This is a genomic window from Streptomyces sp. NPDC126503 (assembly GCF_040302405.1).
In the GTDB taxonomy this organism is placed as follows: Bacteria; Actinomycetota; Actinomycetes; order Streptomycetales; family Streptomycetaceae; genus Streptomyces; species Streptomyces gulbargensis.
Genome location: NZ_JBEORS010000003.1, coordinates 113,010 through 139,290, shown reverse-complemented (window position 1 = coordinate 139,290; position 26,281 = coordinate 113,010). Strand labels below are relative to the sequence as shown.

The window sequence follows — 26,281 nt, the reverse complement described above, 5'->3', positions numbered from 1 at the left end:
TCCGGGGAGAACCGCCTCGGAGCACCGGCCGTGCCAGGGCCGCCACCGAGCCGGGAACCGGAGGAGAGCGGTGTGCACGGCCGGCCGCGGGACCGCCCGCGGCCGTCCTCTAGGGTCGGGAGCCATGGGCACCCCTGACTTCATCCGCGCGCTGCGCGAGACCGCCGGCAACCAGCTCCTCTTCCTGCCGGGGGTGACGGCGGTCGTCCTCGACGACCGGGGCCGCGTCCTGCTCGGCCGCCGCGCCGACAACGGCATGTGGGCGCTCGTCGGCGGCATCGTCGAGCCCGGCGAGCAGCCCGCCGACTGCGCGGTCCGCGAGGTGTACGAGGAGACGGCCGTGCACTGCGTGCCCGAGCGGATCGTCCTCGTGGAGACCCTCCGCAAGCCCGTCGTCTACGAGAACGGCGACATCTGCCAGTACATGGACGTGACGTTCCGCTGCCGGGCCGTCGGCGGCGAGGCGCGGGTCAACGACGAGGAGTCGACCGAGGTCGGCTGGTTCGACGTGGACGCCCTGCCGGAGATGAAGCGCTTCTCCCACCACCGCATAGAGAAGGCGCTCGCCGATGAACCCACATGGTTCCGCACCACAGCATCGGACTGAACTGTAGGTCTGGCACACATCGGTGGGGGAGTGGCCCCTTCATAGGGTGCGGAGCATGAGCGCCCCCGTCACCCGCCCCGGCCCCCCGGCGGACACCGCCGCCACCTCCCTGCCCCGGGCCGCCGGCCTCGCCCTCGACCTCACCGGCCGCACCGCGCTCGTCACCGGCGCCGCCGGGGGCATCGGGCGGGCCTGCGCCCTGCGCCTCGCCGCCGCCGGGGCCCGGGTGAGAGCCGTCGACCGGAGCGCCGAAGGCCTGGACGCGCTCGGCGAACGGGCCGCCGGGCTCACCGGTGCCGTCGAACCGCTGCTGCTCGACCTCACCGACCTCGACGCCGCCGAGACGGCCGCCGCGGGCGCGGACATCCTCGTCAACAACGCCGGACTCCAGCTGGTCCGGCCCATCGAGGAGTTCCCGCCGGACGTCTTCCACACCGTCCTCACCGTGATGCTGGAGGCCCCCTTCCGGCTCATCCGGGGCGCCCTGCCGCACATGTACGCCCAGGGCTGGGGGCGGATCGTCAACCTGTCCTCGGTCCACGGACTACGTGCCTCCGCCTTCAAGTCGGCCTATGTGGCCGCCAAACACGGTCTGGAGGGCCTGTCCAAGACGGCCGCCCTCGAAGGGGCGCCCCACGGCGTCACCTCCAACTGCGTCAACCCCGGCTACGTCCGCACCCCGCTGGTCGAGCGGCAGATCGCCGACCAGGCGGCCGCCCACGGCATCCCGCCCGAGCGGGTCCTCTCCGACGTCCTGCTCAAGGACTCGGCGCTCAAGCGGCTCATCGAACCGGAGGAGGTCGCCGAGGCCGTCCTGTACCTCTGCACCCCCCAGGCCTCGTTCATCACCGGCACCTCGCTCACCCTCGACGGCGGCTGGACCGCGCACTGACACCACCGCCCCCCGGCCCCCATGGGACCGGTGCCTGCGAGAAGGCTGTCCACAGGGGTGGTGCGACCACACGTTCGGCAGGTATCCCTGTGTCCATGTCCCACGCTCACGTCTCCTACCTGGAACTCCTCGCCCGGGGAGCCGCACCGGAGGCATACGACCGGCCCGTGCTCCTCGCCCGTGCGAGCGGCGCGGGCCCCGAGGCGCTGGCCGAACTCGAAGAGGCCAAGCAGCTCGCCCTGCGCGTCCGCGCCGAACTGGAGGGCCGCAGACGCCGCGAGGCGGAGCTCTCCGCCCTCTTCGCCACCGCCCACGACCTCGCGGGACTCCGGGACCTCGACGCCGTGCTGCGCGCCATCGTCCAGCGCGCCCGCGCGCTCCTGGGCACCGAGGTCGCCTACCTCAGCCTCAACGACCCGGCGGCGGGGGACACCTACATGCGGGTCACCGAGGGCTCGGTATCCGCCCGGTTCCAGCAGCTCAGGCTGGGCATGGGCGAAGGACTGGGCGGCCTCGTCGCCCAGACCGCCCGCCCCTACGTCACCGACGACTACTTCGACGACGCCCGCTTCCAGCACACCCGGACCATCGACACGGCCGTCCGGGACGAGGGTCTCGTCGCCATCCTCGGCGTCCCCCTCACCCTCGGCAGCCAGGTCATCGGCGTCCTCTTCGCCGCCGACCGCAGGGCGAGGGTCTTCGAACGCGAACAGGTCGCACTGCTCGGCTCCTTCGCCGCACACGCCGCCGTCGCCATCGACACGGCCAACCTCCTCGCCGAGACCCGATCCGCCCTCGCCGAACTGGAACGGGCCAACGACATCATCCGGGAGCACAGCGGCGTCATCGAGCGGGCCTCCGAGGTCCACGACCGCCTCTCCGAACTGGTCCTGCGCGGCGGAGGCGTCCACGACGTCGCCGAAGCCGTCTCCGAAGTCCTCGGCGGCACCGTCGAGTTCATCGAGACCGGTACCGGCACGGCGGCGGGCCCCGCGGCCGAGCGCCGTGCCGGCGGCCACGCCGTCCGCGAGGGCGACGACTGGGTGGCCGCCGTCGCCGCCGGCGGCGAGCACCTCGGCGCGCTGGTGCTCCGCGGGCAGCCCGACCTCGACCCCGTCGACCAACGCACCCTCGAACGCGCCGCGCTCGTCACCTCCCTGCTCCTGCTCGCCCGCCGCTCGGCCGGCGAGGCCGAACAGCGGGTACGGGGCGAACTCCTGGACGACCTCCTGGACGCCCCCGACCGGGACCGGCGCCTCCTGCGCGAGCGCGCCGCCCGCCTCCGTACCGACAGCACCGCCCCGCACGTCGTCCTCGCCGCCCGCGTCGACCGGGCCGGCACCGGACCCGCCGCCGACGCCGTGGCCCGTGACCCCGGGAGCCGCCCGGGCCCGGGCACGCCGGCCGCCGGCCGCGACGGCACGGGAGAGGACGGCGCCGACCGGCAGCGGCTGTGGTCGGCCGCCTCCCACCTGGCGGCCACCCGCCACGGACTCGCCTCCGCCCGCGACGGCGGTACGGTCCTGCTGCTGCCGCTCGGGCCCGGTGAGAGCGCCGCCGACCTCGCCCGCCAGACGGCCCGGCACCTCGGCGGCACCCTGCGCGAACCGGTCACGGTCGGAGCCTCCGCCCCCGTCACCGCGCCGCTCGACCACCCGGACCGCGTGGCCGGCGCGTACGCGGAGGCCCGACGCTGCGTCGACGCCCTCCGGCTCCTGCACCGGCAGGGCCAGGGCGCCGCCGCCGAGGACCTCGGCTTCCTCGGGCTGCTCCTCGCCGACAACCGGGACATCGACGGTTTCGTGGACCGCACCCTCGGCGCGGTCCTCGCCTACGACCGGCGGCGCGGCACCGACCTGGTGCGCACCCTGGACGAGTACTTCGCGAGCGGCATGAGCCCGGCCCGCACCAAGGACGCCCTCCACGTCCACGTCAACACGGTCGCCCAGCGCCTGGAACGGGTGGGCCGGCTCCTCGGCCCCGACTGGCAGTCACCGGCCCGCGCCCTGGAGATCCAGCTCGCCCTGCGCCTGCACGCCCTCGCGTCCTCCGCACCCGCCCCCTGACGCACGGCGGGGCCCCGTGGTCCGCTCGCCGCGAGCGGACCACGGGGCCCCGGAGCGTGTCCCGCCGGTCAGACCTCGGCGCGGACGGGCCGGCCGGCCGCGACCTCCTCGTCGTCCCCGGCGAGGTCACTGTGTCGGGTCTCCCGGGCGCAGGCGACGGCCACGACGGTGAGCAGCGCGGCGGCGATCACGTACAGGGCGATCGGGGTCGGGCCGCCGTAGGCGTCGAGGAGCGCGGTCGCGATGAGGGGGGCCGGCGCGCCCGCCGCCACCGAGGAGAACTGGGCGCCGATCGAGGCACCGGAGTAGCGCACCCGCGTCGCGAACATCTCCGAGAAGAAGGCGGCCTGCGGGGCGTACATCGCGCCGTGCAGGACCAGGCCGACGGTGACGGCGAGCAGCAGGCTGCCGAAGGTGCCCCGGTCGATCAGCGCGAAGAACGGGAACATCCAGAGCCCCACGCCGACCGCGCCGATCAGGTAGACCGGGCGCCGGCCGAGCCGGTCGGACAGGGCGCCCCAGAGCGGAATCACGGCGAAGTGGACGGCCGAGCCGATGAGGACGGTGTTCAGGGCCGTCTGCTTGGAGAGGCCGACCTGCGTGGTCGCGTAGACCAGGATGAACGCGGTGATGACGTAGTAGGAGATGTTCTCCGCCATGCGGGCGCCCATCGCGATCAGCACGTCACGCCAGTGATGGCGCACCACCGCGACCAGCGGCATCTTCTCGACCGCCCCGGCCGCCGCCTTCCGCTCCTCGGCGGCGGCGAGCGCCGCCTTGAAGACGGGCGACTCGTCCACCGACAGCCGGATCCACAGACCGACGATCACCAGCACCCCGGAGAGCAGGAAGGGGACGCGCCAGCCCCACGAGACGAACGCCGACTCCGACAGCAGCGCGGTCAGCGCCGACAGCACCCCGGTCGCGAGCAACTGCCCCGCGGGCGCCCCGGTCTGCGGCCAGGACGCCCAGAACCCGCGCCGTTTCGCGTCCCCGTGCTCCGACACCAGCAGCACGGCCCCGCCCCACTCGCCGCCGAGCGCGAAGCCCTGCACCAGCCGCAGCGCGGTGAGCAGCAGCGGCGCGGCCGATCCGACGGTGGCGTGCGTCGGCAGCAGCCCGATCGCGAACGTCGCCCCGCCCATCAGGAGCAGGCTCAGCACGAGCAGCTTCTTCCGTCCGAGCCGGTCGCCGTAGTGCCCGAACACCAGCGCCCCGAGCGGCCGGGCCGCGAACCCGACGGCGTACGTCAGGAACGAGAGCAGCGTCCCGACGAGCGGATCGGAGTCGGGAAAGAACAGCTTGTTGAAGACGAGGGCGGCGGCGGACCCGTAGAGGAAGAAGTCGTACCACTCGATGGTGGTCCCGATGAGGCTCGCGGCGACGATGCGCTTGAGGGAGCCGGGCGGGGTGGGGGTGGTTCTTGCGGCGGCCATGTGCACCACTTCCAGGCGGATACGGGGACGTTTGCGTGTCGCCACACCGTAGGAAGACGCAGGTCAGAGGCGTATGTGGTGGGACCCCATAGTTCGGCACCCTCGCATGCGCCCGATCGCCATGGCCTTGCCGCACGGGCTCACGGAGGGCTGCGGAGCGGCCGAAGCAGCACCTGTCCGTGTTGCACGGTTCGCGATGATACGAGGCCGCCGTGCTGACGTGGTGCTGACCGCGGAGAGTGGAACCCACGGGGACGGGACACGGCGGAGCAGTCGGCCTTGCAGCTCGCCTCACAGCTCGCCTCACGGCAGCCTCCGGCGGCAGCTCCGCACCGGGTGGGAGGTGCCCGGGGAGCGCCGTGGCGGCGCGAGCCTCACCAGAGGTGAGCAGTGGCAGCAGGTCGCCCGGCTCGTCCGTCATCCGATCGGTCTCGTCCACGCCTGGCGAACCGACCGGGGCGGTGGTCGGTCGCGGACGTGGTCAGGACGAGCGGGGCGGGTGGGCGGCCACCCGGACAGGTGGCCGCCCGAGCGTTGTCACAAGTTGAGGTAGAAGCGCACGGTCGTGCCGTCGTCACCGGTGTGCATGCGCACCAGATCGGTCACGTAGTGGACCAGCATCAGGCCCCGGCCGCCCAACTGGCCGGGCTCCGGCGGGCGGCGGCCGGCCAGCGGATCGGCCAGCCGGCCCCCATCGCGGACCTCACACACCAGCTGCTCCTGCTCGGTCCAGATGGCGAGAGTCCCGCGGCCTCCGCCGTGGACCACACTGTTGGTCGTCAGTTCCGCGGTCGCCAGCTCCACGTCCATCAGCCGGTCCCCGGCCAGGCCCAGCCGCGTCGCCTGAGCGAGAGCGAACCGGCGGACCGCCGGAAGGTCCTCTGCGCTGTAGGAGAAGGTCGCGGCGTCCGGTGCGGGTACGAGCGCTTGGTTGTACCGGTCGACGACCGCCTGCCAGTCGTAGGCGTCGCTGACCGACTCACGCCCATCCCCGCTGATGAGGGTCGGGTGGGTGACCCGCGCGTCGGCGATGACCTGGGGATCCAGCCGCTCCTCGTCGTAGGGGCACAGGATCGTCACGGCCCGGCCCTCGAACGCGGCGTTGATCAGCGCCTCGTGCTGGGCGCACGCCGGGTACTCCACCGCGCTGCGCCCGGCCCAGATCGGCTCTCCGATGATCCGCACACGCCCCTTCGGGTGGGCGTCGGCGAATCCGCGCAGCACCTTGGGGATGATCCGCCCCGGGTTGCGGCCGGCCTCGGTCATGTCCAGGAACAGGATGCCCTCGGCGTCCCCGCCCAGACCTGCCTTGATCAGCTCCAGGTTGGGGCCGGGCACCGCCACGGCCATCGGCTCGCCCCTGGTCAGGCCCTCGCGCAGGAAGGTCACCGTCTGCCGCGTGTACTCCTGCTCGGTGCGGTAGAAAAGGGCAGGGTGCACGAACGCCTCGTGGGTGGTCACCGTGCTCGTCACAGAGCCACCTCGATCCGGTCCAGGCCCGGCCAGAACATCTCCAAAACCCGCGGCAGCTGCGGCGGGGGATTCTCGACCACGACCCTACCGTCGGTCAGGCTCATGGCGGTGACCGCCAGCGCGGTCACCCCGGCCACGTCGACGAAGGCCACATCCGACAGCTCCACGTACGACACGTCCGCGTGCCGCCGGGCCAGCTCGGACAGGGCCTGCTCCCAAGACGGGCGAGTGCGGGCGCTGATCTCACCGCGGGCTCGTATACCGGAACGACCGGGCAACGGGCTCACCTCCAACGCCGCCCTCCCGGGCACAGTAGGGGGCCCGCCCACCGCATGTGAGGCCACGCTCGGACTCCTTCACATCAAGCCGCCTGCCGCCGTCCCCGCACAGGCGGAGGAGGATCCCACCCGATGGGGCAGTGTATCCAGGCGCGGAACGCCGGGTTCTGTACGTGGGCGCCAGCAGCGGCGGTTTCGGTGAGGCCGGCCCCGCGCCTCCTCCTGGTTCTCATCAGCTTCCTGCACGCCACCGGCGAACGGGAACCGGCCGAATCGACACCCGGCACGGCACTTTTCCGGTTTTCCTCCCCCGCGCGCGGCCGGGGCGCGGTTGGATGTCGGCATGACCTCCGCCGAGCACGCGCGGCTGATGCGCGCCAACCAGGCGAACTGGGACGCCCGCACTCCGGTCCACGTCACCAGCCGGTTCTACGGCTTGGACGAGGACCTGAATCCGGAGCGCTGGTTCGCCGCGTTCGAGTGGGAGGACCTCGGCGAGTTGTCCGGCCGGGACGTGCTCCACCTGCAGTGCCACCTCGGCACGGAGACGCTCGCCTTCGCCCGGCGTGGAGCCCGGGCGGTCGGCCTGGACTTCTCGGCGAAGTCCGTCGCGGCCGCGCGGGACCTCGCCACGAAGTCGGGCCTCGACGTCAGCTACGTCCAGGCCAACGTGTATGACGCCGTGGCGGCGCTCGAGGGCCGGCGGTTCGACGTCGTCTACACCGGCAAGGGTGCCCTGTGCTATCTGCCGGACCTCCACCGGTGGGCGGATGTCGTGGCCGGCCTTGTGCGGCCGGGCGGGCGGTTGTACGTCGTGGAGTTCCACCCGCTTCTCAACGCGCTCGGCCCGAAACCCGCTCCGGGTGAGGGACCGGAGCTGTTGCTGCGCCACGACTACCTGGGGGGCTCCGGTCCGGTACACCGGGATGCCACCTACACCTACACCGACGGCCCGGCCGTCGAGGGCGCCACGGACAGTTACGAGTGGATGCACGGAATCGGCGAGGTCGTGAACGCTTTGACGGACGCGGGAATGGACGTCCGGCGGTTGCGGGAGAGCGACGAGCTTCCCTGGCCGCGCTGGCCGCAGATGGTCCGTACGGACTCCGGCTGGTGGCGGCTGCCCGAGCCGCGAATCCCCCTCTTGTACGGCCTGCTGGCCGTCAGCGCCGTGCAGGTAACCGGACCCGCCGAGCCGAGCGTCATCGAGGCCGACCGGCAAAAGCCCCGGCCGCTCCAGCCGGTGTCGCCACCAGGGCTCCATGAGTCCGACGTCGACCGGCCCGATGAGGCGCGGACACCCCTCACCGGGCGAACGAACCCGTTCGAATAGGCGGCCGTGTCGCCGGGGTGATCAGGTGAGCCGCCCTTCCCATGTGATCCAGGCGGCAGGCAGGGCGTTCGGGAACTAGCGAACCGAGGCGCCGTTTTTCCTCGACAGCCACCACGGCAGGGCGGACGGGCCTGCGGGGCGGTCGCCGCCCTGTTCACGTCTCTGTGACGCGTGCGTCTGATGTGCGGTTTCGGGGGTAGGCGGGGCGGAAGATGTGTGGACACGGGTGCGAGGCGGGCCGGGTATGAAGCAGTCAGCAGGTGGCGACAGCGGGCTTTCGCTGGTCGACGACGTGGTGTCGGTGTCCGCGGCGTTCGACGAGGGTGAGGACATCGCGCTCGCGCGCGATCTGGCCCGTGGCTTTCTGACCGATGTGCAGGCCCTGCACGGTCTGCCGGTGTCCGCACGCGCGATGAGCACGGTGCAGCTCGTGGTGAGTGAACTGGTGACCAACGCCCGCAAGTACGCACCCGGACCCTGCATGGTTAATCTGCAGGTCACCGGTGGTGCGATCGAAGTGACGGTGTGGGACGGCAACCCGACTCCGCCCGCGATCCTCGGGCCCGATCCGTCCCGGATCGGCCAGCACGGCCTGGAGATCGTCATGGCTGTCAGCCACAGCTTCGCCGTCCACAGGGAACCGGTGGGCAAGCGGATCAGCGCGATGATCGTGCTGGCCGACGATCCCGGCGGTGATCCGGCGGGCCGCCGATTCTGATCCGCCGGGCGGAGATCCGCCGGCCGGAGGCGCGGAACGGTGCGATCGGCCCCCTTCGGTTTGTGTGGCAGAGCGAGGCCGGCGGGGTGGGGACGGGGGCTTGGTGAGAGGGGAAAGGGAGGCGATGAGGCGGACAGGCTGGTGGGCGCCGGCACTCCGAACCCGGATCCGGTCGACATCGTCGACTCCGGCGGCGCACCTCTCCCGAACGGGGTGGAAGTGCGGCTGAACGAACTCGTGAAACTGGAGAGGGCCAGAACACCTCCTCTCGCGGGATGTCCGAGAGGTGATCAGGGGCGGCGACGTCATGACGTTCACCCTGCGGTTCGAGAGGGCCGGTGCGGTCACCTTCACGATCCAGTCGCAGGTCTCCGCCCACGGCGAAAGGTCCTCCCCGAGCCGGTGAGCGCCCCCGCGGGTCACGTCAGGACTCGTGGTCATCATCTCCGGAGCCCGGGGGAGGGGCTGCGGACCCTCTCCCGGGGGGAGGTCAGCCATTTCTCCCCCCGGCGGTCACCGGCACAGCGGCGAGCGAGGGGTGTGCCGCTCAGCTCCGCTTGCGGTTCTCCTTGAGAACCTGGTCCGTCACGTCCGCGACCTGGTCGGCGGGCGGCGCCTCGGCGTCGATCTCGGTGCCGAAGTCCGAAAAGTCCATCACCGTACTCATCTTCAGCTGCCGGGGGGACGCGCTGCTCTTCGGCTCGGCGGACGCGGCGGCCGGGGCCTTGACGGTCATGTCGATCTGCTGGCGGCGCAGTCGGCCTTCGTCGTCGAGCCAGACCTCCATCGGGAGCTCCGGGCCGGCTTGCTCGCGCATCCGGGCGCCTCCGGGAAGCTCGGTGACATCGACCGAGACCCGGTAGTGCGTCGTGTCGACACCGCCGATCTTCTCGGAGCCGACTTTCGTGACGTCCTTGTCGGTGATCGCCTTGGCGTAGGCGGCCATCTGGGCGGGGTCGCTGATCCGCTGGTCGTTCACGCCCTGCTGCGCGGCGGCCTTCTTCAGATCGATCTTGATCCAGGGCTTGGCCCCGGGAGTCTTCTGTCCGGGGACCTTCTGGTAGAAGACCTGATCGACCACCCGCTGCTCGATGGTCCTGCCCTGGACGGTCAGGGTCATCATGCTGTCCCCCTCGTCCAGATCGATGACCCCCTTCCCGTCGGACGTGACCGTCTCGCCGCCCGCGGCGACCCTGATCTTGAGCGTCATCCGTGCCGATTCGGCTTCCGCCGTCTTGTCGTAAGCGGCCCGGACCGCCGTCGTACCCTGCTCCTGGGCGTCGACCCTCGCGCCGGCACTCGCCCGCGCGCCACCCCCCTGGGTCCGGGTCCCGTCGTCGTCTCCGCACCCCGAGAGCACCATGCTCCCGGCGACCGCGGCACCCACGATCACGCCGGCCCTCATGTCCCTGCTCCGCATAGGAACGCCCTCTCCTCACCGACTGCCGGGGCCGCGTCACGGGCCACCGGTCCGGTGATCCGGGTGCCCCGGGCGACGGGGAACACACCGGTCGTCAATAGCCAGATCCGTGACGTTGCTACCGAGTTCCGTCGGGGGCTTCCCGCGCGCTGACGGTGAGAGAGGGGATCTGGTCCCAGCCGACTACCTGAAAGACGTGGCTGAGCATCGGATCCAGGTTCACGATGTGCAGCCGCCGCGTTCTCGGCAGCTGCTCGGCGATGCGGACCAGCGCCCGCACACCGGCGAGATCGAGGAACTCCATGGCGCCCATGTCCACGGTGATGTCGCCCGGCCAGCCGAGGGCGGTTTCCAGCGCCGAGGCGAGCGCACCGGCGGACTGGTGGCCCACGACGCCCACCACGCGCAGCGCTCGCTTCCCGCCGTGGAACGAGGGCACGATCTGTAACGACGTACTGGTGTGCAGGGGTTCGGGCCGTACGGTCGCGGGGTGGCAGTGGTCGAAGAAGTGCAGGGCGGCCGGGTAGAACCGGCGGGCGTCGTACTGGCAGATCGCCGACGCGGGCTGCCCGGCGAACACCTCGCTCACCTTCGTCTCGTACTCGTTCAGCCGCTCCGCCCCCGGCACACCGCGCAAGGCCCAGCTCATCTCTCCGCTCACCCTGAAGCCGGTGAAGCCGGAGGCGAGGGACCGGGCGACCTCCCTGTGCAGCGTGCCGACCATCGCGTCCGCGTCGAAGGAGCCCGTCGCCAGGTAGCTCTTCTCGGCCGTGGTCACCGTCAACTGACCGCTGTGCGTCACCGGTCCGGGATCGACTCCGGCCGCGCGGAGCCAGTCCAGTATCCGGCCGGGAGCGCGCTGGTCGGCGAAGTACATCACCCGCTCCCCGCGCCGCAGGCCCGTCCTCAGATAGGCCGTGATCACCCGCTGCTGCTCGGCGTCGTCGGCGAACGCCAGACACAGGTGATCACCATGGGCTATCTCTCCGACCGGGCGTTCCCTGCGATCGTCCGTCCTCGCGACCACCCCCCGGCGTGCAGCGTCCCGCCCGTGGCTGCCGGTCCGGGTCACCGGGGCGACAGTCCGTGGACGGTGGTGACATCCACGAGACCGGAGATCGTCAGCACCGGCGCCAGCAGGGGAGTCGCGATGACCTCCAGGCGATCGGCGTGGGCGAACAGCACGCTCAGGCCCGCGCTGTCGAGGTACTCCACCGCCGTGAGGTCGAGGACGACGGCCCCGGGAGTCGTCTCCAGAGCGTCGGTGAGAACGCTGATGTTGCTCATGTCGATCTCGCCGGTCAGGGCCAGCTCAGGACGGCCGTCGGGGCGCCGACCGGAGGTGAGGGTGAGCGGGGTGGTCATCAGGCGATCCTCGTGTGCAGGTTGACGGTGGTACCGGTCGGGCCGGGCGTGACGGTGACCTGCTGCATCAGCGAACGCATCAGGGTCATGCCGCGGCCGCGGTGGGTGTTGTGCTCGGGCTGCGGCGTCTTCCAGCGACCGGTGTCGGCGATGGTCAGACGCAGATCGTCGGCGAACGCCTCGGCGCGCAGTCGTACGGTGTCACCGGGAGCGTCGCGGTGCCCGTGCCCGTGCTCGATGGCGTTGGCACAGGCCTCGCCGGCCGCGACCAGGACGTTCTGCACGGTACGCGGGGGCAGGTCGCACCGGTCCAGCCAGCTGCGCAGGGCCTTGCGGACGGGAGCGAGCTGGGAGGACTCGGCGGGGAAGGTCATCTCCAACGGGCCGGGGTGGCGGTAGAGCAGCAGTGCGACGTCGTCGTCGTAACCGCCCACGGGAGCCAAGCGGTCCATGACCTGGGTGGCCAGCTCGTCGACCGGGACCTCCCGGCCGTCCTGGACGGCTTCACCGGCCTGGCCGATCCCCGTGGTGAGCGGGTGCCTGCGGCGTTCGACCAGGCCGTCGGTGTACAGCATCAGGGTGGCGCGCGCGGGCACGGTGCGCTCGTCCTGCGGGCGCGGCCTTCCTGGCCGGACGGCGAGCGGGGTGGAGCGCCCGCCTTCCAGGAGGTGCGTGGTGCCGTCGGCGTGCACGAGGATGCCGGGCGGATGACCGGCACTGGAGTACGTCAGGTGCCCGGTTTCGGGGTCGAGGACCCCGCAGAACACGGTGGTGCACTTCGCACCGGGGACGCCCGCGGCGAAGCGGTCCAGCGCCATGAGGGTGCGAGCCGGGCTGGGGTCCTGCAGGAGCAGAGCGCGGCAGGCACTGCGGAGCTGCCCCATGACGGTGGCGGCTTCCAGACCGCGGCCGACGCAGTCGCCGACGACGATGCCGATGCGGTCGTCGGGCAGGGTCACGGTGTCGTACCAGTCACCGCCGACCTCCAGGGGCTGCGCGGCGGGTTCGTAGCGGACCGCGAAACCGTCGGGAAGGCGGGAGGGGCCCAGGATCGCGCGTTGCAGGGCGAGGGCGGTCTCCCGCTGCTGGTCGATCTGGTGGGCCCGGGTCAGGACCTGCGCGAGGTGCCCGGCCAGCAGGGACAGCAGAAGCTGGTCCTGGTCGCTGAACGGCCGCTTCTCCCCGAGGTCGAGCCAGAGGACGAGAGGGCCGTCGGGGTGTTCCAGGGTGATACCTGCGCCGGTTCCCTCGGCGGCCGGGCTGAGCGCGGTGCGTTCACGGAGGGCGGTGATGGAGTCGCGCTCCCACCCGGCGAGAGCGTCCCAGGTGGCGTCGGGGTCCGTGGCCGTCAGGGACGGCTCGTCACCGCCGTCGAAGACAGCGGCCAGAACCGTCCGGGCGCGCCAGAGGGTGCGCAGTTCCCGCAGGGCGGCGTGGAGTGCCTCCGGCAGACTGGTGGTCTGGGACAGGCTCGTGCTCAGGGCCGCCAGGGCGCTTTCCCGCTGGATGGCGTAGTGCTCGGCGGTGACGTCCCGGAACGTGCCCACGATCACCGTGCGGCCGGTGTCGGGGTCCTGGGCCTGGTTGAAGGTGGCGGTCGCCCACAGCCGGTGCCCGTCGCGATGGGTGACGGGAACGGTGTAGGAGCCCTTGGTGTTGCCCATGAGCTGGGCGAACGCTTCGCCGACCTGCCGGTGTGCCTCGGGATCCGTGTCGGCGTCCGGCCACCAGGGATGGGTCGGTGCGTAGGGCAGGCCCTCGGGACCGTAACCGAGGATGTCGGTGAAGGCGCTGTTGATCTCGATGACGGCACCGTCCTCGTCGCAGACGAAGAAGGCCTCCTGGAGGGAGTCGACCAGGGCGGTGCGCCAGCGTGCGTGGTGGCTGCGCAGCCGTGAGAGTTCCACGTTCGCCCGGACGCGGGCGAGGAGTTCGGCAGCGGCGAACGGCTTGACGAGATAGTCGTCGGCGCCGGCCTGCAGACCCTCGATGGACGCCTCCTGCCCGGCGCGGGCCGAGAGCAGCAGGACGGGCACGGCGGCGGTGCGCGGGTCGGTGCGCAGCGCGGCGACCAGGGCCAGGCCGTCCAGGCGGGGCATCATCACGTCGCTGACGACCAGGTCGGGCGGCTGGAGCCGGACGGAATCCAGAGCCTCCATGCCGTCGGCGACGGCATGGACCTGGTACCCAGCTCCGGTCAGCAGCCGCATGAGATATTCGCGCATGTCGGCGTTGTCGTCGGCGATCAGCACCCGTGCCGGCGAGGCGAAGGGGGATACGGGGGTGGGAGTGCCGGCCGACACGCCCGCGTCGAGGCCGCCTGTTCCGTTCGGTTCGCCGGGCAGCCAGCGGAGGGCCTCCTGCACGTACGGGTCGGCGCTCGTGGACACCGTGGTGGCGGAGCTCGCGGCCGGTGCGAGCGCACCGGCGGGAAGGTGCGCGGAGCCGAACGGCAGCCGGACGGTGAAACAGGTGCCCTCGCCTTCGGTGCTGCGCGCGGTGATGTCACCGCCGTGCAGGCCGACCAGTTCCTTCACCAGCGCCAGACCGATGCCGCTGCCCTCGTTCGAGCGGGAGCGGGCGTTCTCGATACGGTGGAACCGCTCGAACAGGCGGGGCATCTCCTCGGCGGCGACCCCAATCCCGGTGTCCTCGACGCGCACGACGGCCTGGGCCCCCTCGGCGCGGACCGCCACACGGATCCAGCCGTCGAAGGTGAACTTCAGCGCGTTGCTGAGCAGATTGAGGATCACCTTCTCCCACATGCTCCGGTCGACGTACACCGGCTCCGGCAGAGCGGCGCAGTCGACGTCGAAGCGCAGCCCGGCCTTGTCGACCGCCGAACGGAACACGCTGGCCAGCTCCGCGGTGACGACGGCGAGGTCGACCGGCTCGTACGTCGCCTGCATCCGCCCGGCTTCGATGCGGGAGAAGTCCAGGAGGCTGTTGACGAGCCTGCCCAGCCGCAACCCGTTGCGGTGGATGACCTCCAGCTCCTCGCGGACACGGGGGTCGGCGTCCGTGAGCCGGTCCCGCAGTTCCTGCACGGGCCCCATGATCAACGTGAGCGGCGTGCGGAACTCGTGGCTGATGTTGGAGAAGAACGTCGTCTTCGCACGGTCCAGTTCCGCGAGCTCCTCCGCCCGCCGCTGCTGGGCCTCGTAACTGCGGGCCGACGAAATTCCCGCCGCCACATGCCCGGCCACCAGCTCCACGAAGCCGCGATAACCCTCCTCCAGGGGCCGGTAGCGGTTCAGGGCGGCCACCAGGAACCCGTACGGCGCACCGCCCTGTTGCTGCAACGGCACCACCAGCGCCTGGGCGGGGGCCTTCGGCCACGCCCCCGTCGGCAGATCAGCGAACGCGGTGCCGCCCAACGCCATCAGCACCGACTCCCCGCGAGCGGCGGCAGCCGCCGGCCACACCGTCCCCTCGTCGTCCGGGCCCAGAACCGGCACAGCGGCGGGGTGCCCCGCCGCGATGCCCGTGGAGGCCGCGAGACGGGCGTCACCGTCGTCGTCGAACAGGTAGGTGAGCGTGAACGGCAGGTCGTACGGGTTGCTCCCGAGCTGCGTACCGGCGAAATCGAGCATCTCCTGCTCCGTGCGCACCACGCTGGGATCGGAACCGAGGTCACGCAAGGTGGTCATCCGGCGCTCCCCGATGACCCTTTCGGTGTCCTCGCTCACCACGCACAGCATCCCGACCACGTCACCGGCGTCGTCCCGCAGCGGGCTGTAGGAGAAGGTGTGGTAGCTCTCCTCCGGGTAACCGGACCGTTCCAGGAACAACAGCAGCCCCTGGTCCCAGGTCGCTTCGCCGGTGGTGAGCACGGTGTCGATGCGGGGGCCGATGTCGTCCCAGATCTCCGCCCACACCTCGCCCGCCGGACGGCCCAGTGCCCAGGGGTACTTGTGGCCCAGGGTGTCGCGCCGGTAGGCGTCGTTGCAGAAGAAGGTCAGCTCCGGACCCCAGGCCATCCACATGGAGAACTTCGAGGACAGCAGGATGCTCACCGCCGTCCGCAGGCTCTGCGGCCAGTCCCGGGGATCGCCCAGGGGGGTCGCCGCCCAGTCCACAGCGGCCAGATCCCGGCCGATGTTCATGTCCGCGCCGAACACAGGGATCCCGGTGGTCGGCGGCACCACAGGCTCAGCACCCTCCGAACGCGTCACTGGCCACCCTTTCGCTCACGTCAGTCCCTCTTTGCCCCTGATGCCGAACCTATCCCTGGCATCGGTGGGGGTACGCGGCACGTTCCGCGGCGGCGCGTACCGGCCGGCCCGGCACATTCCCTGACGCGATCCGTAGGATAAGACAGCCGCGCTTCGGGCCGGCGGGTCACGGTAGTCGACGGGGGGCGGCACATCGCATGGCGTTGGCGCAGAGGTCCGTCCTTCCGGACACCGAACCCTCCCCGCCGGATGAGCGGCAGCGGCTGGCGGCGGTCCGGCGCTACCAGATACTGGACAGCTCGGCCGACGGGCGTTTCGACAAGATCGCCTCGCTGGCCGCTCGCATCTTCGGCGTCCCCATGGCCATGGTCACCATCGTGGACAGCGACCGGGTGTGGATCAAGGCCGCTCACGGGCTGAAGGACGCCGGTGAGATCGGCCGCGACCCGGGCCTGTGCGCCTCCGCCATCCTCCACGATCAGCCGTACGTCGTCACCGACGCTCTCACCGACCCCCGTACCGCCACCAACCCCCTGGTGCACGGTCCCCTCGGCATCCGCTTCTATGCCGCCGCGGCTATCACCACAGCCGACGGACACCGCCTCGGCACCGTCAACGTCCTCGACACCCAGCCCCGCGATCCCGACGCCGACCAGCTGGAAACGCTGCGGGACCTGGCCTCCCTCGTCATGGACCAGTTGGAGCTGCGCCTGTCGGCCATGCGCACCGTCGCCTCCGAACGGCAACGGCGCTCCGACGCCGAACGACTGGCCCGCACCCTGCAGCGCACCCTGCTCCCCCCGGCCCTGCCCACGGTGCCCGGACTGCAGGCGGCCGCGGCCTATCACACCGCCTCGGCCGACGAGGTCGGCGGCGACTTCTACGACCTGTTCCCCCTCGCCGACGGCCGCTGGGGCTTCTTCCTCGGCGACGTCTGCGGCAAGGGCGCCGACGCTGCGGCCCTGACCTCCCTGACCCGCTACACCCTGCGTGCCGCCGCCATCTACGACCCCGACCCCCGCACCGCCCTGGCCAACCTCGACACGGTCCTCAAGGGGGAGTACCAGGGCGGCAGTCCTCGGTTCTGCACCGCGGTGTTCGGCATCCTCGACGCCGTACCCGACGGCTCCTTCACCGTCACCCTGGCCGGCGGCGGTCACCCCCCGGCCCTGGCGGTACGGGCCGACGGCACCGTCGACTCCGTGTCCACCACCGGCGGACAGCTGATCGGCCTGCTTCCCGACCCCCGGTTCGTCGAGGCCCGTACGCGGCTCGCCCCCGGGGACGCCCTGCTGCTCTACACCGACGGACTCACCGAAGCCCGCACCCAGGACGGCAGCATGCTCGGCGAGGAGGGCCTGACCGCCCACCTGTCCGGCCGTCGCGCCCAGGGAGCCGACGGCCTGCTCGCCTCGGTGCACACGCTCTTCACGGATCTCGGCACCGGAGTCAGCGACGACACAGCGCTGCTCGCCCTGTCCGTTCCCTCCCCGCGCAACCCCTCGCCAGCTCAGGAGAACCGGTGACCGACCACACCCTCACCATCACTCGATCCACCCACCCGACGGGCACCACCCTGCTGAAGGTGACCGGCGAACTCGACTACCACACCGCGCCGGAGGTCACCAGGGCCATCGAGGAGACATCCTTCGGCCCCGACGACTCCGTGGTGTTCGACCTCACCGACCTCACCTACTGCGACTCCACCGGCATCACCGTGCTGGTGATCGCCTACCAGCACGCACAGAGGGGCGGATCCCGTCTGACGCTGGCCGGACTCAACGCCGACCTCATGCGGGTCTTCCAGGTCGTCGGACTCGACCAGATCTTCACGTTCCAGCCCACCGTCGAACAGGCCGTCGCGCGCCAGCCGTCCTGAGTGGGCACTACGTGAACGGTGGCACGGTGGAGGAGCTCTGCCGGTTCTACGGTGTGCCAGTGTGGGACGCTGTCCCGCCGGCGGCGGGCTCCGGCGGCTGCGACGAACAGGCCGAGGCGGAGATCGAATCCTCCAGTGGTGGGCCAGTTGCCGCGGCCGCGCCGCGGCAGCGGCGCTGTCGGAGCTGGAAGGCACCGGTGAGGGCGTAGAGCAGTATCTGTTGCAGTTCTGGCCCGCCCGGCGACGGACTGCCTCGTCTCGGCTGTGGCCTGGTCCATGCGCCCGCGAAGAAGGCCGAACGGCCCGGAGGGCGGGACGTCCGTGAATCGCGACGACCCGCCGTCCGCACACCGGCCGCTGCCTCTGGCCGGGATGTCACTCCCACTGCGGATCTTCGACTTCGGCTTCCGGGGCGCTTCCGGATCGGCTGCCGTCAGCGATGGCCGACGACTGCTTCCGGTCTACACCGGGGTGCGCGGGCAGGCGATGGGAGTGCCGTTGGCCGGCTGGTGGGTGGTCGCGGCTCGCAGCTTGTTGTACTGCGTGACGTAGGCGTCGTGGATGGCGGGGGCCTCGAGCTGGAGCAAGGTTTCGTCGCTCTGGCGCAGGGAGTTGGTGGTGAGGTTGTGGCTGCCGGTCCACACGATCTTGCGGTCCGGGGTGTTGTAGTACTTACCCTCGATCAGCAGGAACTTGTCATGGATCCAGGTGGAGTCCTGGCCGCAGTAGTACTTGGTGATGACGCCGCCGTAAGGGCTGCTCGTCTTCGCGAGCAGTCGGTTGAGGGAGTCCTCCGCGAAGCTGTACTTACCGTCGTCCTTCGGCGGCGAGTAGGTCAGCGCGACCTCTACGTAGCAGCCGGCGGCATCCAGCTCGTTGAGTTTCGACGCGAGGTAAGGGCGGGCGAAGGCGGTCATGCTGACGCGAATGCGGGTGCGGTGTGTATCGGTGGTGCCGACCATGGAGTTGCCGTGACACTGGACGTTGTTGAGGATGGTCGCGATGGTGTCTTCGCCGGCATCGCCGTAGAAGTCCTTCCCCGGCGCTTCGGCGCGCGGGAAGAAGTGGATCTTCGCGTTGCCCGAGGCGAGTGGCGGACGGCCGGTCTTGTAGTAGTCGTTGTTCGGAATCCGCGCGCGAAGATCCTCGAAGTAGCCCTCGTAAGCGTCGTAGACGGCGTCATTGCCGGCGAGCACGAGAGCGTTGTTCCATCCCAGACGGCCGTCGCGCCCCGCGTGCAGGTTCGCCGAGGACTGCACGACGACCCGTTCGGTGCCCTGCGTTTCGGTGAACAGCATGAACTTGTTGTGGTTGATGGCCACCACGCCGTTGTTCACGCGGGTGCCGACGCAGCCGCGGCCGGTGCCGCAGGTCATGAGGAAGGACGGCCCGGCCGGGTCGGATCCCAGCTTCTCCGCCAGCCGGCTGTAGATCGGCGCGTACTCCTCGTGCAGCGCCTTCTCGTCAAAGATCGCCTGTACGCGCACGCCCCGGTCGTGTGCGGCGATCAGGGCGTCAGTGAGGTCCGGGTCGTTGAGGTAGTAGTACGACAGGCGGATCAGCGAACCGGCCGGAGCGCCGCCGATCAGCTCGATCTGCTTGTCGACGATGGCCCGCTGTTCAGCCACGGTGCCGATCGGGTTGTTGAAGACGGCCTGCGTGGTCACCCCCGCCGTCGCAGGCGCGGTCTCGGCGCCCGCGGGTGTGGCGGATACGGTGAACACGGACGCCAGGAACGCCGCTGCCAGGGCGACGGGGCGCGCCTTGTGTCGGGTACGCATGGAGATCCCTTCCGGATATGAGACACGGGTACGACTTCTGCGCGCGGCGAAAGGTTGTGGGCCGGCAGCCCCTCGGTGGTGGTGACGATGCCGTCACCGTTCTCGTCCGCGCGGGCGTCAGGACAGGGTCGGGACCGACCGCTCCCCAGGGAACGCTCATGCGCCCCGGGGGAAGTGGTCGTCGAGCGGTCCGTGCGCCCCGCGCTGTCCCGATGGGAGGCCGTCGTCGGTGGGCGTGGGCGGGCTCAGTACGTGCTGAGGAAGCGGTGGAGGACTCGGGTGCCGAAGGTCAGGGAGTCGACGGCGACGCGTTCGTCGATGCCGTGGAACATGGAGACGAAGTCTCCGCCGGGGGGCAGGCGGAGGGGGACGAAGCCGTAGCAGCGGATGCCGAGGCGTGAGAAGTGGCGGGCGTCGGTCGCCGAGGACATGCAGAACGGGACGAGCTGGGCGGTGGGGTCCTCGGCCAGGAGGGCGGCGGTGATGGTGCCGGCGAGGTTCTCGTCGAGGGCGTACTCGTGACCGCTTCCGCGAGGTACCACCTCCGAGGTGATCCCCGGTGGGATCAGGCGGCGCAGTTCGGCGAGGAATTCCTCCTCATGGCCGGGCACGCTACGACAGTCGATGCGGGCGTGGGCGTGCGCCGGTATGACGTTGGGGGCGCCGCCGGCGTTGAGGGCGACGGGGGTGGCGGTGTGGCGCAGGGTGGCCCCGATGATTCTGCCGATCTCCCCGACGGCTGCCAGCGCCTGCTCCGGGTCGTTCCGGGTGTCGCTCAGGCCGAAGGCTTCGCCGAGCCGGTCGAGGAACTCGCGGGTCGTGGGTGTGAGGAGGAGGGGGAAGGGATGGTCGGCGATGGCCGCGACGGTGCGGGCGAGGCTCTGGACGGCGTTGCGTTCGTTGAGCATGGAGCCGTGCCCGGCGAGACCGTTCGCGGTCAGTTCCAGGGTGAAGGCGCCCTTCTGCGCTGTCTCCAGTAAGTAGAGGGGGCCGGAGGGGGAGGGCACGCTGAAGCCGCCGACTTCGCCGATCGCGGTCTCGCAGTCCGCGAAGAGGTGGGGGTGCTGCTCGGTGAGCCATGCGGCGCCGTGGGTGCCGCCGTCCTCCTCGTCGGCGACGAACGCGAGGATCACGTCGCGGCGGGGGGTCTGGCCGGCAGCGCGCATCGTGGTCACGACGTCGAGGATCATCGCGATCATGTCCTTCATGTCCACGGCCCCGCGTCCCCAGACGTAGCCGTCGCGTATCTCACCGGAAAAGGGGTGGACGCTCCAGTCCGCGGGGTCGGCGGGGACGACGTCGAGGTGGCCGTGGACGAGCAGCGGGGCGAGTCCGGGCTCGCGGCCCGGCATACGGGCGATGACGTTGGTGCGTCCGGGGGCGCCTTCGAGCATCAGCGGTTCCAGGCCCACCCCGGCGAGCCGCTCGGCGACGTACTCCGCGGCCTTCCGCTCCGGCTGGTGGCCGACCGTGGTGTCGATGCTTATCAGCTCGGAGCAGTACTGCACGACGCGCGAGGCGGAGGGCTCCTCGGGGGAGGTCATGTTCCGTTTCTCCTTCGGGTGGTGGTTCGTCGGTACGGGTCGGTACGGGGTGGCAGGAGCGGAGTTCGAGGGCGCCGCACTCGTACGTTGGGCTGCTCCGGCGCGTGAGGGGTGGTTTTCGCCGGAGTCGTACGGGAACGGGCACGGCGATGGGCGGCGCGTCGCGGGTGGCATGCCCCGATCGGCGGTCGGTCAGGCGTCCGGGCTTGCGTCCGCCCGGTCCTTCGGGGCGGCGACCGTGAACCCGCCGCGCTTGAAGACCTCGAGGAGCACGGTCACGTCGATCTCGCCGACCCCGTCGAGGTTGCCGACCACGCCGGTGAGGAAGTCCTGGAGGTGGTAGGGATCGCGGACCGCGACGTGGGCGCAGATCTGGTATTCACCGGTGATCGAGACGAGGGTGATGACCTCGGGCCGTTCCGCCAGGGTGCGTCCCACGGTGTCCAGATGGCGGTAGTCGACGTTCAGCCACAGCAGTGCCTCGGTGGTGAGCCCGAAGAGCGAGGGGGCGACGTCCGCGCGGACCCGGATGACGTCCTGTTCGAGGAGCGAGGAGAGCCGGCGGGAGGCGGTGGCCTGGCTGACGCCGAGTTCGGCGGCCAGCCGGGTGGTGGACATGCGGCCGTCCTGGGCGAGGAGCTCGGCCATCCGCAGCTCGTCGGGGTGCGGGCGCACCTCACCGCGCCGTGCTCCGAAGGGGGCGCGGGAAGGCTGGCGCAGGGCCGATTCCTCGGCGGCGGTGAGCGTGCCGGTGTTCCATTCGTGGCTGCCGGTGTAGAAGCGCAGGACCGGGTGGGACGAGGAACTGCGGACCTGGGGCGGCATTCCGTCGAAGAGCAGGGTGCGCAGGCTGTCGTGGCTCTCGGGGATGACCTCCACGAAGTGGTCGAAGGTGCCCAGGAGCGCCAGCACCGTCCGGGTCTCGGTGAGGCGACAGAAGGTCTCGGCGATGTTCCAGGCGTGCCCGGTCTCGACGCGCAGCCGCAGCAGTACGGGGGCGGGCCGGCCGATCAGCTGGGTGTCGAGCAGTCCGACCACACGGACCTGCCCGGTTTCGAGCATCCGCTGGCCCCGCCGTGCGGTGGTGCGCTCGGGGAGGTCGAGGACTTGCGCGATCTGGTCCCAGGGGGCGCGACCGTGGAGTTGGAGGGCGGCGGCGATACGCCGATCCATGTCCCTGGCATTGTCGTTACCCGTCATATGTGTCTCCATGATGTCTGAATCACGCAATGAACGCTACTCACTTGACGGTTCAATTCAACACTGTCAGAGTGGGCGACGTAACGCACAGTGCTGAGGGGGAAACTGTGGAACAGACGACGCGCATGGGGGCCGGACCTGTCCCACCAGCGAGGAAAGACCCGACGGACACTCCCGCGGGCCATGGCGGTGACTTAGGTACGACCCGCACGGCGCCCGGCAGACGCAATCTCCTCGCCGCGACCGTGGGCAACGCCCTGGAGTGGTACGACTGGAACGTCTACGCGCTGATGGCCCCGTTCTTCGCGGCGCAGTTCTTCGTCGCGGGAAGCGCCGGCACGGCACTGCTCTCCTCGCTGGCGGTCTTCGCGGTCGGCTTCGTGGCCCGCCCCGTGGGCGGACTGCTGATGGGGGCGCTCAGCGACCGGCGCGGCCGGCGCACGGCCATGCTCCTGTCGATCGCGCTGATGGCAGCGGGCAGCCTCCTCATCGGCCTGACGCCCGACCACGGCACCATCGGGGTCCTGGCACCCGTCCTCCTCGTCACGGCCCGTCTCGCCCAAGGCCTTTCCGCCGGCGGAGAGTTCGCTGCTGCCGCAGCCTATCTCGTGGAGTCCGCTCCCCCGGGACGCAAGGGCCTCTACTCCAGCTTCCTCTACATCGGCAACCTCGCCGGCACCCTCCTCGCCTCCGGACTCGGCGCGCTCCTCGCCCTCGTCCTGGACGCGGACGCGATGTCGTCCTGGGGCTGGCGGATCCCGTTCCTCGTCGGCGGCGTCGCCGCCCTGCTGCTCGCGGTACTGCGGCGCGGGATGAACGAGACCCTCGCCCCGGAGGCCCGTGGAACCGCCACAGGCGAAGGCATGTTCGCGCCGCTGAGGCGCAACGCCGGTGCGGCGCTCACCCTGTGCGGCATCACCGCGGGCGCCACCGTCGTCTACTACACCTGGATCGTCGGCCTGCCCGCTCACGCCGCCGCGCAGGCGGGCGTCGACCGGGGCAGCGCGCTGCTCGCCACGACCATCGCCCAAGTCGTCCTCCTGGCCGCACTGCCGTTCGTCGGCGTCCTCGCCGACCGCATCGGACCGCGACGGATGGTGATGACCTTCTCGGGCGGCTTCGCCCTCGCGTGCATCCCGCTCCACGCCCTCGCCGGCGTGTCCTTCGGCGGCCTGCTCGGCGCCGAGATCGCCGGCCTGCTCCTCTTCAGCGGCTACGGTGCCACGGCGGCGCTCGTGATGGCGGAACTGTTCCCGAAGGGCGCCCGGGGCACCGGCATCGGACTGCCGTACGCGGCGACCGTCGCCGCCTTCGGAGGCACGGCGCCGTACGTCAGCGTGTGGGCCACTGACCACGCCCCCGGTGTGGCCTTCCCCGCCTACATCACCCTGCTGTGCGCGCTCACCTTCCTCGTCGCACGCTTCCGCCTGGCCCCGGACCGGCCCGCCCTGGTACCACCGGGCAACCGTCCGCTCGGCGCCTGACCCACCGGTCCGACGGCACCCGCACGCCAAGAGCACCCTCCTGCCGTCCCTCTCCGGCGACTCTTCCGCCCCCGCCCGCCAGCCGTACTCGCATCGGAGACACCCATGCCCCTCGACCTGACCACCGAGGCGCAGGACGACATCACGGCCCTGCGCTCCCGGATCGACACCATCGACACGGAGATCAGCCGGCTCGTGGCCGAGAGGCGCGAGCACTCCCGCCGCATCCAGCGGATCCGCCTCGACGTCGGCGGACCGCGCACCCAGCTCAGCCGCGAGAACGAGGTCATCGGCCGCTACACCGACCTCCTCGGCTCCGCCGGTACGGCCCTGGCGCATCTCGTGCTCACCACCTGCCGTGGTGCTCTGCCGGGCGCCCGTCGGAGCACCGCCGACGAGGCAGCGGGGGAGCGCCGCGCATGATGATCGGTTTCGAGGTGGTGGCGGCCTACGCCGGCGTGGCCCTGCTCGGTGCCATGTCACCGGGGCCCGACTTCGCCCTCGTCAGCCGCTTCGCCGCGCTCCGCGGCCGGCCGGCGGGACTGGGGGCGGCGGCCGGTGTCGCGGCGGGCATGGCGGTCAACACCGTCGCCGCCGTCGTGGGCGTCGGTGCCGCGCTCGCCGCCTCACCCACGGTGTTCCGGGTGATCACCCTGGCGGGCGCCGCGTACCTCTGCTACCTCGGTGTACGTTCCCTGCTCGCGGCCCGCACGACGGACGCCGGTGCGCTCGTCGACGGCGACAGCGGTACCGAGCGCGACGCCGGTTCGGGTACCCGGTCCGGTTCCGGGCGGAACGACGTACGGTGGGCGGCCTTCCGCCAGGGCCTCATCACCAACGTGCTCAACCCGAAGTCGATCGTGTTCCTCGTCGCGCTGCTGCCGCAGTTCCTGACGGACCGTTCGACGTGGGCGGACAAGACCCTGCTGGGCGTGGTCACCGTCCTCATGGTGCTCCTCTGGTTCACCGCCGTCTCCCTCGCGGTCGGCTCCTTCCAGGCCTTCTTCCGGCGTCCCGCCGCGCGACGCGCGCTCCATGCCGCGACCGGCCTGGTCCTCATCGCCCTGGCCCTCGTCATCGTCCTGACTTCCTGACCGAGGAGTCAGCGGTTCGACCTCTCGCCCACCGAGACACCGCACTGCCCGCATGCACACCGCATCACCGCAGCGACTCGGCACACCGTCGTGCCGAGCCGCCCGCCAGCGCACCTTCGGATCGGAGGGGAACGTGTCCGCACACCCCCTGTACGACGTCATAGCCGTGGGCTGTGGCCCTTCCAACCTCAGCCTCGCCGCCCTCGCCACCGAGATTCCCGGACTCAGCCTCGCCGTTCTGGAACGTGACACCGCGATGCGGTGGCACCCCGGCCTCATGCTCCCCGGAGCCAAGCTCCAGGTCTCTCCCTGGAAAGACCTCGTCAGCCTCTCCTCGCCGACGAATCCGCACTCCTTCCTCAACTACCTGGTCACCACCGGCCGCATCCACCGCTTCCTGGTCAGCTCCCGCAGCGCCGTCCACCGCAAGGAGTTCGAGCAGTACTTCGCCTGGGCCGCCGACCGGGTCGGGTCGGTCCACTTCGGCCAGGACGTCCACGCCGTCGAGCGTGTCCCCGAGGGCTTCCGGATCCACACCCCCGACACGACCTGGCGGGCCCGCAACCTCGTACTCGGACACGGCCAACGCCCCCATGTGCCGGCGCACACGCGCCCCTTCCTCGGCCCGGACGTCCTGCACGCCCACGACTTCCTGAAGGCGCCGCGCCGTACCGGGGGAGCGCGGGTCCTGGTGGTCGGCGGCGGCCAGAGCGCCGCCGAGATCGTGCACCACCTGCTCTCCGCGCCCGGGGCGCTGCCGTCGGAACTGATGTGGGCCACCGGCCGGATCGGCCTGCCCCCGCTCGACGACTCGGCCTTCAGCAACGACTGGTACACCCCCGGGGCGGTGCAGCGCTTCCACCGCGCGGGGCCGCCGGTCCGGGCCCGGTTGCTCGACGTCCTGCGCTACACGAGCGACGGCGTCAGCGAGGACCTGCTGTCCGACATCTACCGCCGCCTGTACGAGCTGGACTACCTGGAGGACACCGCGTTCGGCCACGCGGTCCTGCCCGGCTGCCGGCTCGAACGGCTCGGCCGGCTGGACTCGGGCTACGAGGCTCTGCTCAGCGGGATCGAGCCGGGCGAGGAGCACACCGCCGTGGTGGACACCGTGATCCTCGCGACCGGATACTCCTCCGCCGCCCCCGAGTTCCTCACCCCGCTCCTTGACGAACTCCCGCGCCACGACGACGGCACCTTCCGCACCCGCGCCGACTTCCGTCTCGACACGGCGACGCGGCCGGCCGGACGCGGAGAGCTCGTCGGCACGGGCGGGATCTGGGTGCAGAACGCGGCCCGCCACAGCCACGGCGTCGCCGACCCCAACCTCAGCCTCTCGACCTGGCGCAGCGCCACCATCCTCAACTCCCTGACAGGACGTGAGGTGTTCAAGACCGACGGCTTCGACACCACCTTCACCTTCGAGCCGGCCGCCTTCGTCCTCGGGCCGAGCACCCCCAGCCCCGCCCCCGCCGCCCGTACGGCCACCTCCACCGCCCCCACCGCGACCGAAGCAGGAACGCTACTCCCGTGATC

The 26,281-nt window shown here is 71.2% G+C and carries 20 protein-coding genes and 1 pseudogene; 11 read left to right on the top strand and 10 right to left on the bottom strand.

Annotated features, from left to right (window positions below; all coding sequences use genetic code 11):
* Positions 1 to 124 precede the first annotated feature (124 nt).
* The 3 genes from ABTY40_RS05785 to ABTY40_RS05775 all read left to right on the top strand — a co-directional run bounded on the left by ABTY40_RS05785 (position 125) and on the right by ABTY40_RS05775 (position 3,565).
* Positions 125 to 607, top strand: a complete 483-nt coding sequence (locus ABTY40_RS05785; protein WP_352058348.1) for an NUDIX hydrolase — start codon at positions 125 to 127, stop codon at positions 605 to 607.
* 55 nt (positions 608 to 662) lie between these two features.
* Complete coding sequence (locus ABTY40_RS05780) at positions 663 to 1,499, top strand: 3-hydroxybutyrate dehydrogenase (protein ID WP_352058347.1); 837 nt, start codon at positions 663 to 665, stop codon at positions 1,497 to 1,499.
* A gap of 95 nt (positions 1,500 to 1,594) precedes the next feature.
* Positions 1,595 to 3,565: a helix-turn-helix domain-containing protein gene (locus ABTY40_RS05775; protein ID WP_352058346.1), complete on the top strand. Its 1,971-nt coding sequence runs from the start codon at positions 1,595 to 1,597 to the stop codon at positions 3,563 to 3,565.
* A gap of 68 nt (positions 3,566 to 3,633) precedes the next feature.
* Here the strand turns inward: ABTY40_RS05775 and ABTY40_RS05770 are convergent, their stop codons facing one another.
* From ABTY40_RS05770 to ABTY40_RS05760, 3 genes are all read right to left on the bottom strand, one after another.
* Complete coding sequence (locus tag ABTY40_RS05770; RefSeq protein ID WP_352058345.1) at positions 3,634 to 5,001, bottom strand: MFS transporter; 1,368 nt, start codon at positions 4,999 to 5,001, stop codon at positions 3,634 to 3,636.
* A 537-nt stretch (positions 5,002 to 5,538) separates the two neighbouring features.
* Complete coding sequence (locus tag ABTY40_RS05765) at positions 5,539 to 6,474, bottom strand: anti-sigma factor RsbA family regulatory protein (protein WP_352058344.1); 936 nt, start codon at positions 6,472 to 6,474, stop codon at positions 5,539 to 5,541.
* Positions 6,471 to 6,752, bottom strand: a complete 282-nt coding sequence (locus tag ABTY40_RS05760) for an STAS domain-containing protein (protein ID WP_352058343.1) — start codon at positions 6,750 to 6,752, stop codon at positions 6,471 to 6,473. The genes ABTY40_RS05765 and ABTY40_RS05760 overlap by 4 nt, the downstream gene beginning before the upstream one ends.
* Positions 6,753 to 7,095: 343 nt before the next feature.
* On the opposite strand from ABTY40_RS05760, the pseudogene ABTY40_RS05755 reads away from it, so the two are divergent.
* Together ABTY40_RS05755 and ABTY40_RS05750 are read left to right on the top strand one after the other, a co-directional pair.
* Positions 7,096 to 7,914, top strand: a pseudogene (locus tag ABTY40_RS05755) (class I SAM-dependent methyltransferase); the annotation flags it as partial.
* A 415-nt stretch (positions 7,915 to 8,329) separates the two neighbouring features.
* On the top strand, positions 8,330 to 8,803 hold the full coding sequence (locus tag ABTY40_RS05750; RefSeq protein ID WP_352058342.1) for an ATP-binding protein: 474 nt from the start codon (positions 8,330 to 8,332) through the stop codon (positions 8,801 to 8,803).
* Positions 8,804 to 9,350: 547 nt separating this feature from the next.
* On the opposite strand, the gene ABTY40_RS05745 is transcribed toward ABTY40_RS05750, so the two are convergent.
* The 4 genes from ABTY40_RS05745 to ABTY40_RS05730 form a co-directional block, all read right to left on the bottom strand.
* The gene (locus tag ABTY40_RS05745) at positions 9,351 to 10,223 is read right to left on the bottom strand and encodes an SCO4651 family lipoprotein (protein ID WP_352058341.1); all 873 of its coding nucleotides are present in this window, start codon (positions 10,221 to 10,223) and stop codon (positions 9,351 to 9,353) included.
* A 118-nt stretch (positions 10,224 to 10,341) separates the two neighbouring features.
* A complete protein-coding gene (locus ABTY40_RS05740) occupies positions 10,342 to 11,250 on the bottom strand; it encodes an MEDS domain-containing protein (RefSeq protein WP_352058340.1) in 909 nt (302 codons plus the stop codon).
* 41 nt (positions 11,251 to 11,291) lie between these two features.
* Positions 11,292 to 11,588: an STAS domain-containing protein gene (locus ABTY40_RS05735; protein WP_352058339.1), complete on the bottom strand. Its 297-nt coding sequence runs from the start codon at positions 11,586 to 11,588 to the stop codon at positions 11,292 to 11,294.
* The gene (locus ABTY40_RS05730; protein WP_352058338.1) at positions 11,588 to 15,694 is read right to left on the bottom strand and encodes a SpoIIE family protein phosphatase; all 4,107 of its coding nucleotides are present in this window, start codon (positions 15,692 to 15,694) and stop codon (positions 11,588 to 11,590) included. The genes ABTY40_RS05735 and ABTY40_RS05730 overlap by 1 nt, the downstream gene beginning before the upstream one ends.
* Before the next feature lie 266 nt (positions 15,695 to 15,960).
* Here ABTY40_RS05730 and ABTY40_RS05725 point away from each other — a divergent pair, with 266 nt between their 5' ends.
* On the top strand, positions 15,961 to 17,289 hold the full coding sequence (locus ABTY40_RS05725; RefSeq protein WP_352058337.1) for a PP2C family protein-serine/threonine phosphatase: 1,329 nt from the start codon (positions 15,961 to 15,963) through the stop codon (positions 17,287 to 17,289).
* Complete coding sequence (locus tag ABTY40_RS05720) at positions 17,286 to 17,642, top strand: STAS domain-containing protein (RefSeq protein WP_352058336.1); 357 nt, start codon at positions 17,286 to 17,288, stop codon at positions 17,640 to 17,642. Before ABTY40_RS05725 ends, ABTY40_RS05720 begins: the two co-directional genes overlap by 4 nt.
* Before the next feature lie 461 nt (positions 17,643 to 18,103).
* On the opposite strand, the gene ABTY40_RS05715 is transcribed toward ABTY40_RS05720, so the two are convergent.
* The 3 genes from ABTY40_RS05715 to ABTY40_RS05705 all read right to left on the bottom strand — a co-directional run bounded on the left by ABTY40_RS05715 (position 18,104) and on the right by ABTY40_RS05705 (position 22,140).
* Positions 18,104 to 19,423 carry a phospholipase D-like domain-containing protein gene (locus tag ABTY40_RS05715; protein ID WP_352058335.1) on the bottom strand — a complete coding sequence of 440 codons (1,320 nt, stop codon included), beginning with the start codon at positions 19,421 to 19,423 and terminating at the stop codon, positions 18,104 to 18,106.
* A gap of 245 nt (positions 19,424 to 19,668) precedes the next feature.
* Positions 19,669 to 20,967 (bottom strand): M20/M25/M40 family metallo-hydrolase, encoded by a 1,299-nt coding sequence (locus ABTY40_RS05710; protein WP_352058334.1) that lies wholly within the window; start codon positions 20,965 to 20,967, stop codon positions 19,669 to 19,671.
* A 192-nt stretch (positions 20,968 to 21,159) separates the two neighbouring features.
* Positions 21,160 to 22,140, bottom strand: a complete 981-nt coding sequence (locus ABTY40_RS05705) for an Lrp/AsnC family transcriptional regulator (RefSeq protein WP_352058333.1) — start codon at positions 22,138 to 22,140, stop codon at positions 21,160 to 21,162.
* Between the two features lie 272 nt (positions 22,141 to 22,412).
* Here ABTY40_RS05705 and ABTY40_RS05700 point away from each other — a divergent pair, with 272 nt between their 5' ends.
* From ABTY40_RS05700 to ABTY40_RS05685, 4 genes are all read left to right on the top strand, one after another.
* A complete protein-coding gene (locus ABTY40_RS05700) occupies positions 22,413 to 23,651 on the top strand; it encodes an MFS transporter (RefSeq protein WP_352058332.1) in 1,239 nt (412 codons plus the stop codon).
* A gap of 105 nt (positions 23,652 to 23,756) precedes the next feature.
* Complete coding sequence (locus tag ABTY40_RS05695; RefSeq protein WP_352058331.1) at positions 23,757 to 24,074, top strand: chorismate mutase; 318 nt, start codon at positions 23,757 to 23,759, stop codon at positions 24,072 to 24,074.
* On the top strand, positions 24,071 to 24,745 hold the full coding sequence (locus ABTY40_RS05690; protein WP_352058330.1) for a LysE family translocator: 675 nt from the start codon (positions 24,071 to 24,073) through the stop codon (positions 24,743 to 24,745). The genes ABTY40_RS05695 and ABTY40_RS05690 overlap by 4 nt, the downstream gene beginning before the upstream one ends.
* Before the next feature lie 133 nt (positions 24,746 to 24,878).
* Complete coding sequence (locus ABTY40_RS05685) at positions 24,879 to 26,279, top strand: lysine N(6)-hydroxylase/L-ornithine N(5)-oxygenase family protein (protein WP_352058329.1); 1,401 nt, start codon at positions 24,879 to 24,881, stop codon at positions 26,277 to 26,279.
* Positions 26,280 to 26,281 lie beyond the last annotated feature (2 nt).

What these genes read in the sequence shown, in the direction of transcription:
- ABTY40_RS05690 (WP_352058330.1), top strand. Translation starts at nt 24,071, where the DNA reads ATGATGATCGGTTTCGAGGTGGTGGCGGCCTACGCCGGCGTGGCCCTG.
- ABTY40_RS05695 (WP_352058331.1), top strand. Translation starts at nt 23,757, where the DNA reads ATGCCCCTCGACCTGACCACCGAGGCGCAGGACGACATCACGGCCCTG.
- ABTY40_RS05735 (WP_352058339.1), bottom strand. Translation starts at nt 11,588, where the DNA reads ATGACCACCCCGCTCACCCTCACCTCCGGTCGGCGCCCCGACGGCCGT.
- ABTY40_RS05710 (WP_352058334.1), bottom strand. Translation starts at nt 20,967, where the DNA reads ATGACCTCCCCCGAGGAGCCCTCCGCCTCGCGCGTCGTGCAGTACTGC.
- ABTY40_RS05725 (WP_352058337.1), top strand. Translation starts at nt 15,961, where the DNA reads ATGGCGTTGGCGCAGAGGTCCGTCCTTCCGGACACCGAACCCTCCCCG.
- ABTY40_RS05745 (WP_352058341.1), bottom strand. Translation starts at nt 10,223, where the DNA reads ATGCGGAGCAGGGACATGAGGGCCGGCGTGATCGTGGGTGCCGCGGTC.
- ABTY40_RS05715 (WP_352058335.1), bottom strand. Translation starts at nt 19,423, where the DNA reads ATGCGTACCCGACACAAGGCGCGCCCCGTCGCCCTGGCAGCGGCGTTC.
- ABTY40_RS05785 (WP_352058348.1), top strand. Translation starts at nt 125, where the DNA reads ATGGGCACCCCTGACTTCATCCGCGCGCTGCGCGAGACCGCCGGCAAC.
- ABTY40_RS05770 (WP_352058345.1), bottom strand. Translation starts at nt 5,001, where the DNA reads ATGGCCGCCGCAAGAACCACCCCCACCCCGCCCGGCTCCCTCAAGCGC.
- ABTY40_RS05705 (WP_352058333.1), bottom strand. Translation starts at nt 22,140, where the DNA reads ATGGATCGGCGTATCGCCGCCGCCCTCCAACTCCACGGTCGCGCCCCC.
- ABTY40_RS05780 (WP_352058347.1), top strand. Translation starts at nt 663, where the DNA reads ATGAGCGCCCCCGTCACCCGCCCCGGCCCCCCGGCGGACACCGCCGCC.
- ABTY40_RS05730 (WP_352058338.1), bottom strand. Translation starts at nt 15,694, where the DNA reads ATGAACATCGGCCGGGATCTGGCCGCTGTGGACTGGGCGGCGACCCCC.
- ABTY40_RS05750 (WP_352058342.1), top strand. Translation starts at nt 8,330, where the DNA reads ATGAAGCAGTCAGCAGGTGGCGACAGCGGGCTTTCGCTGGTCGACGAC.
- ABTY40_RS05775 (WP_352058346.1), top strand. Translation starts at nt 1,595, where the DNA reads ATGTCCCACGCTCACGTCTCCTACCTGGAACTCCTCGCCCGGGGAGCC.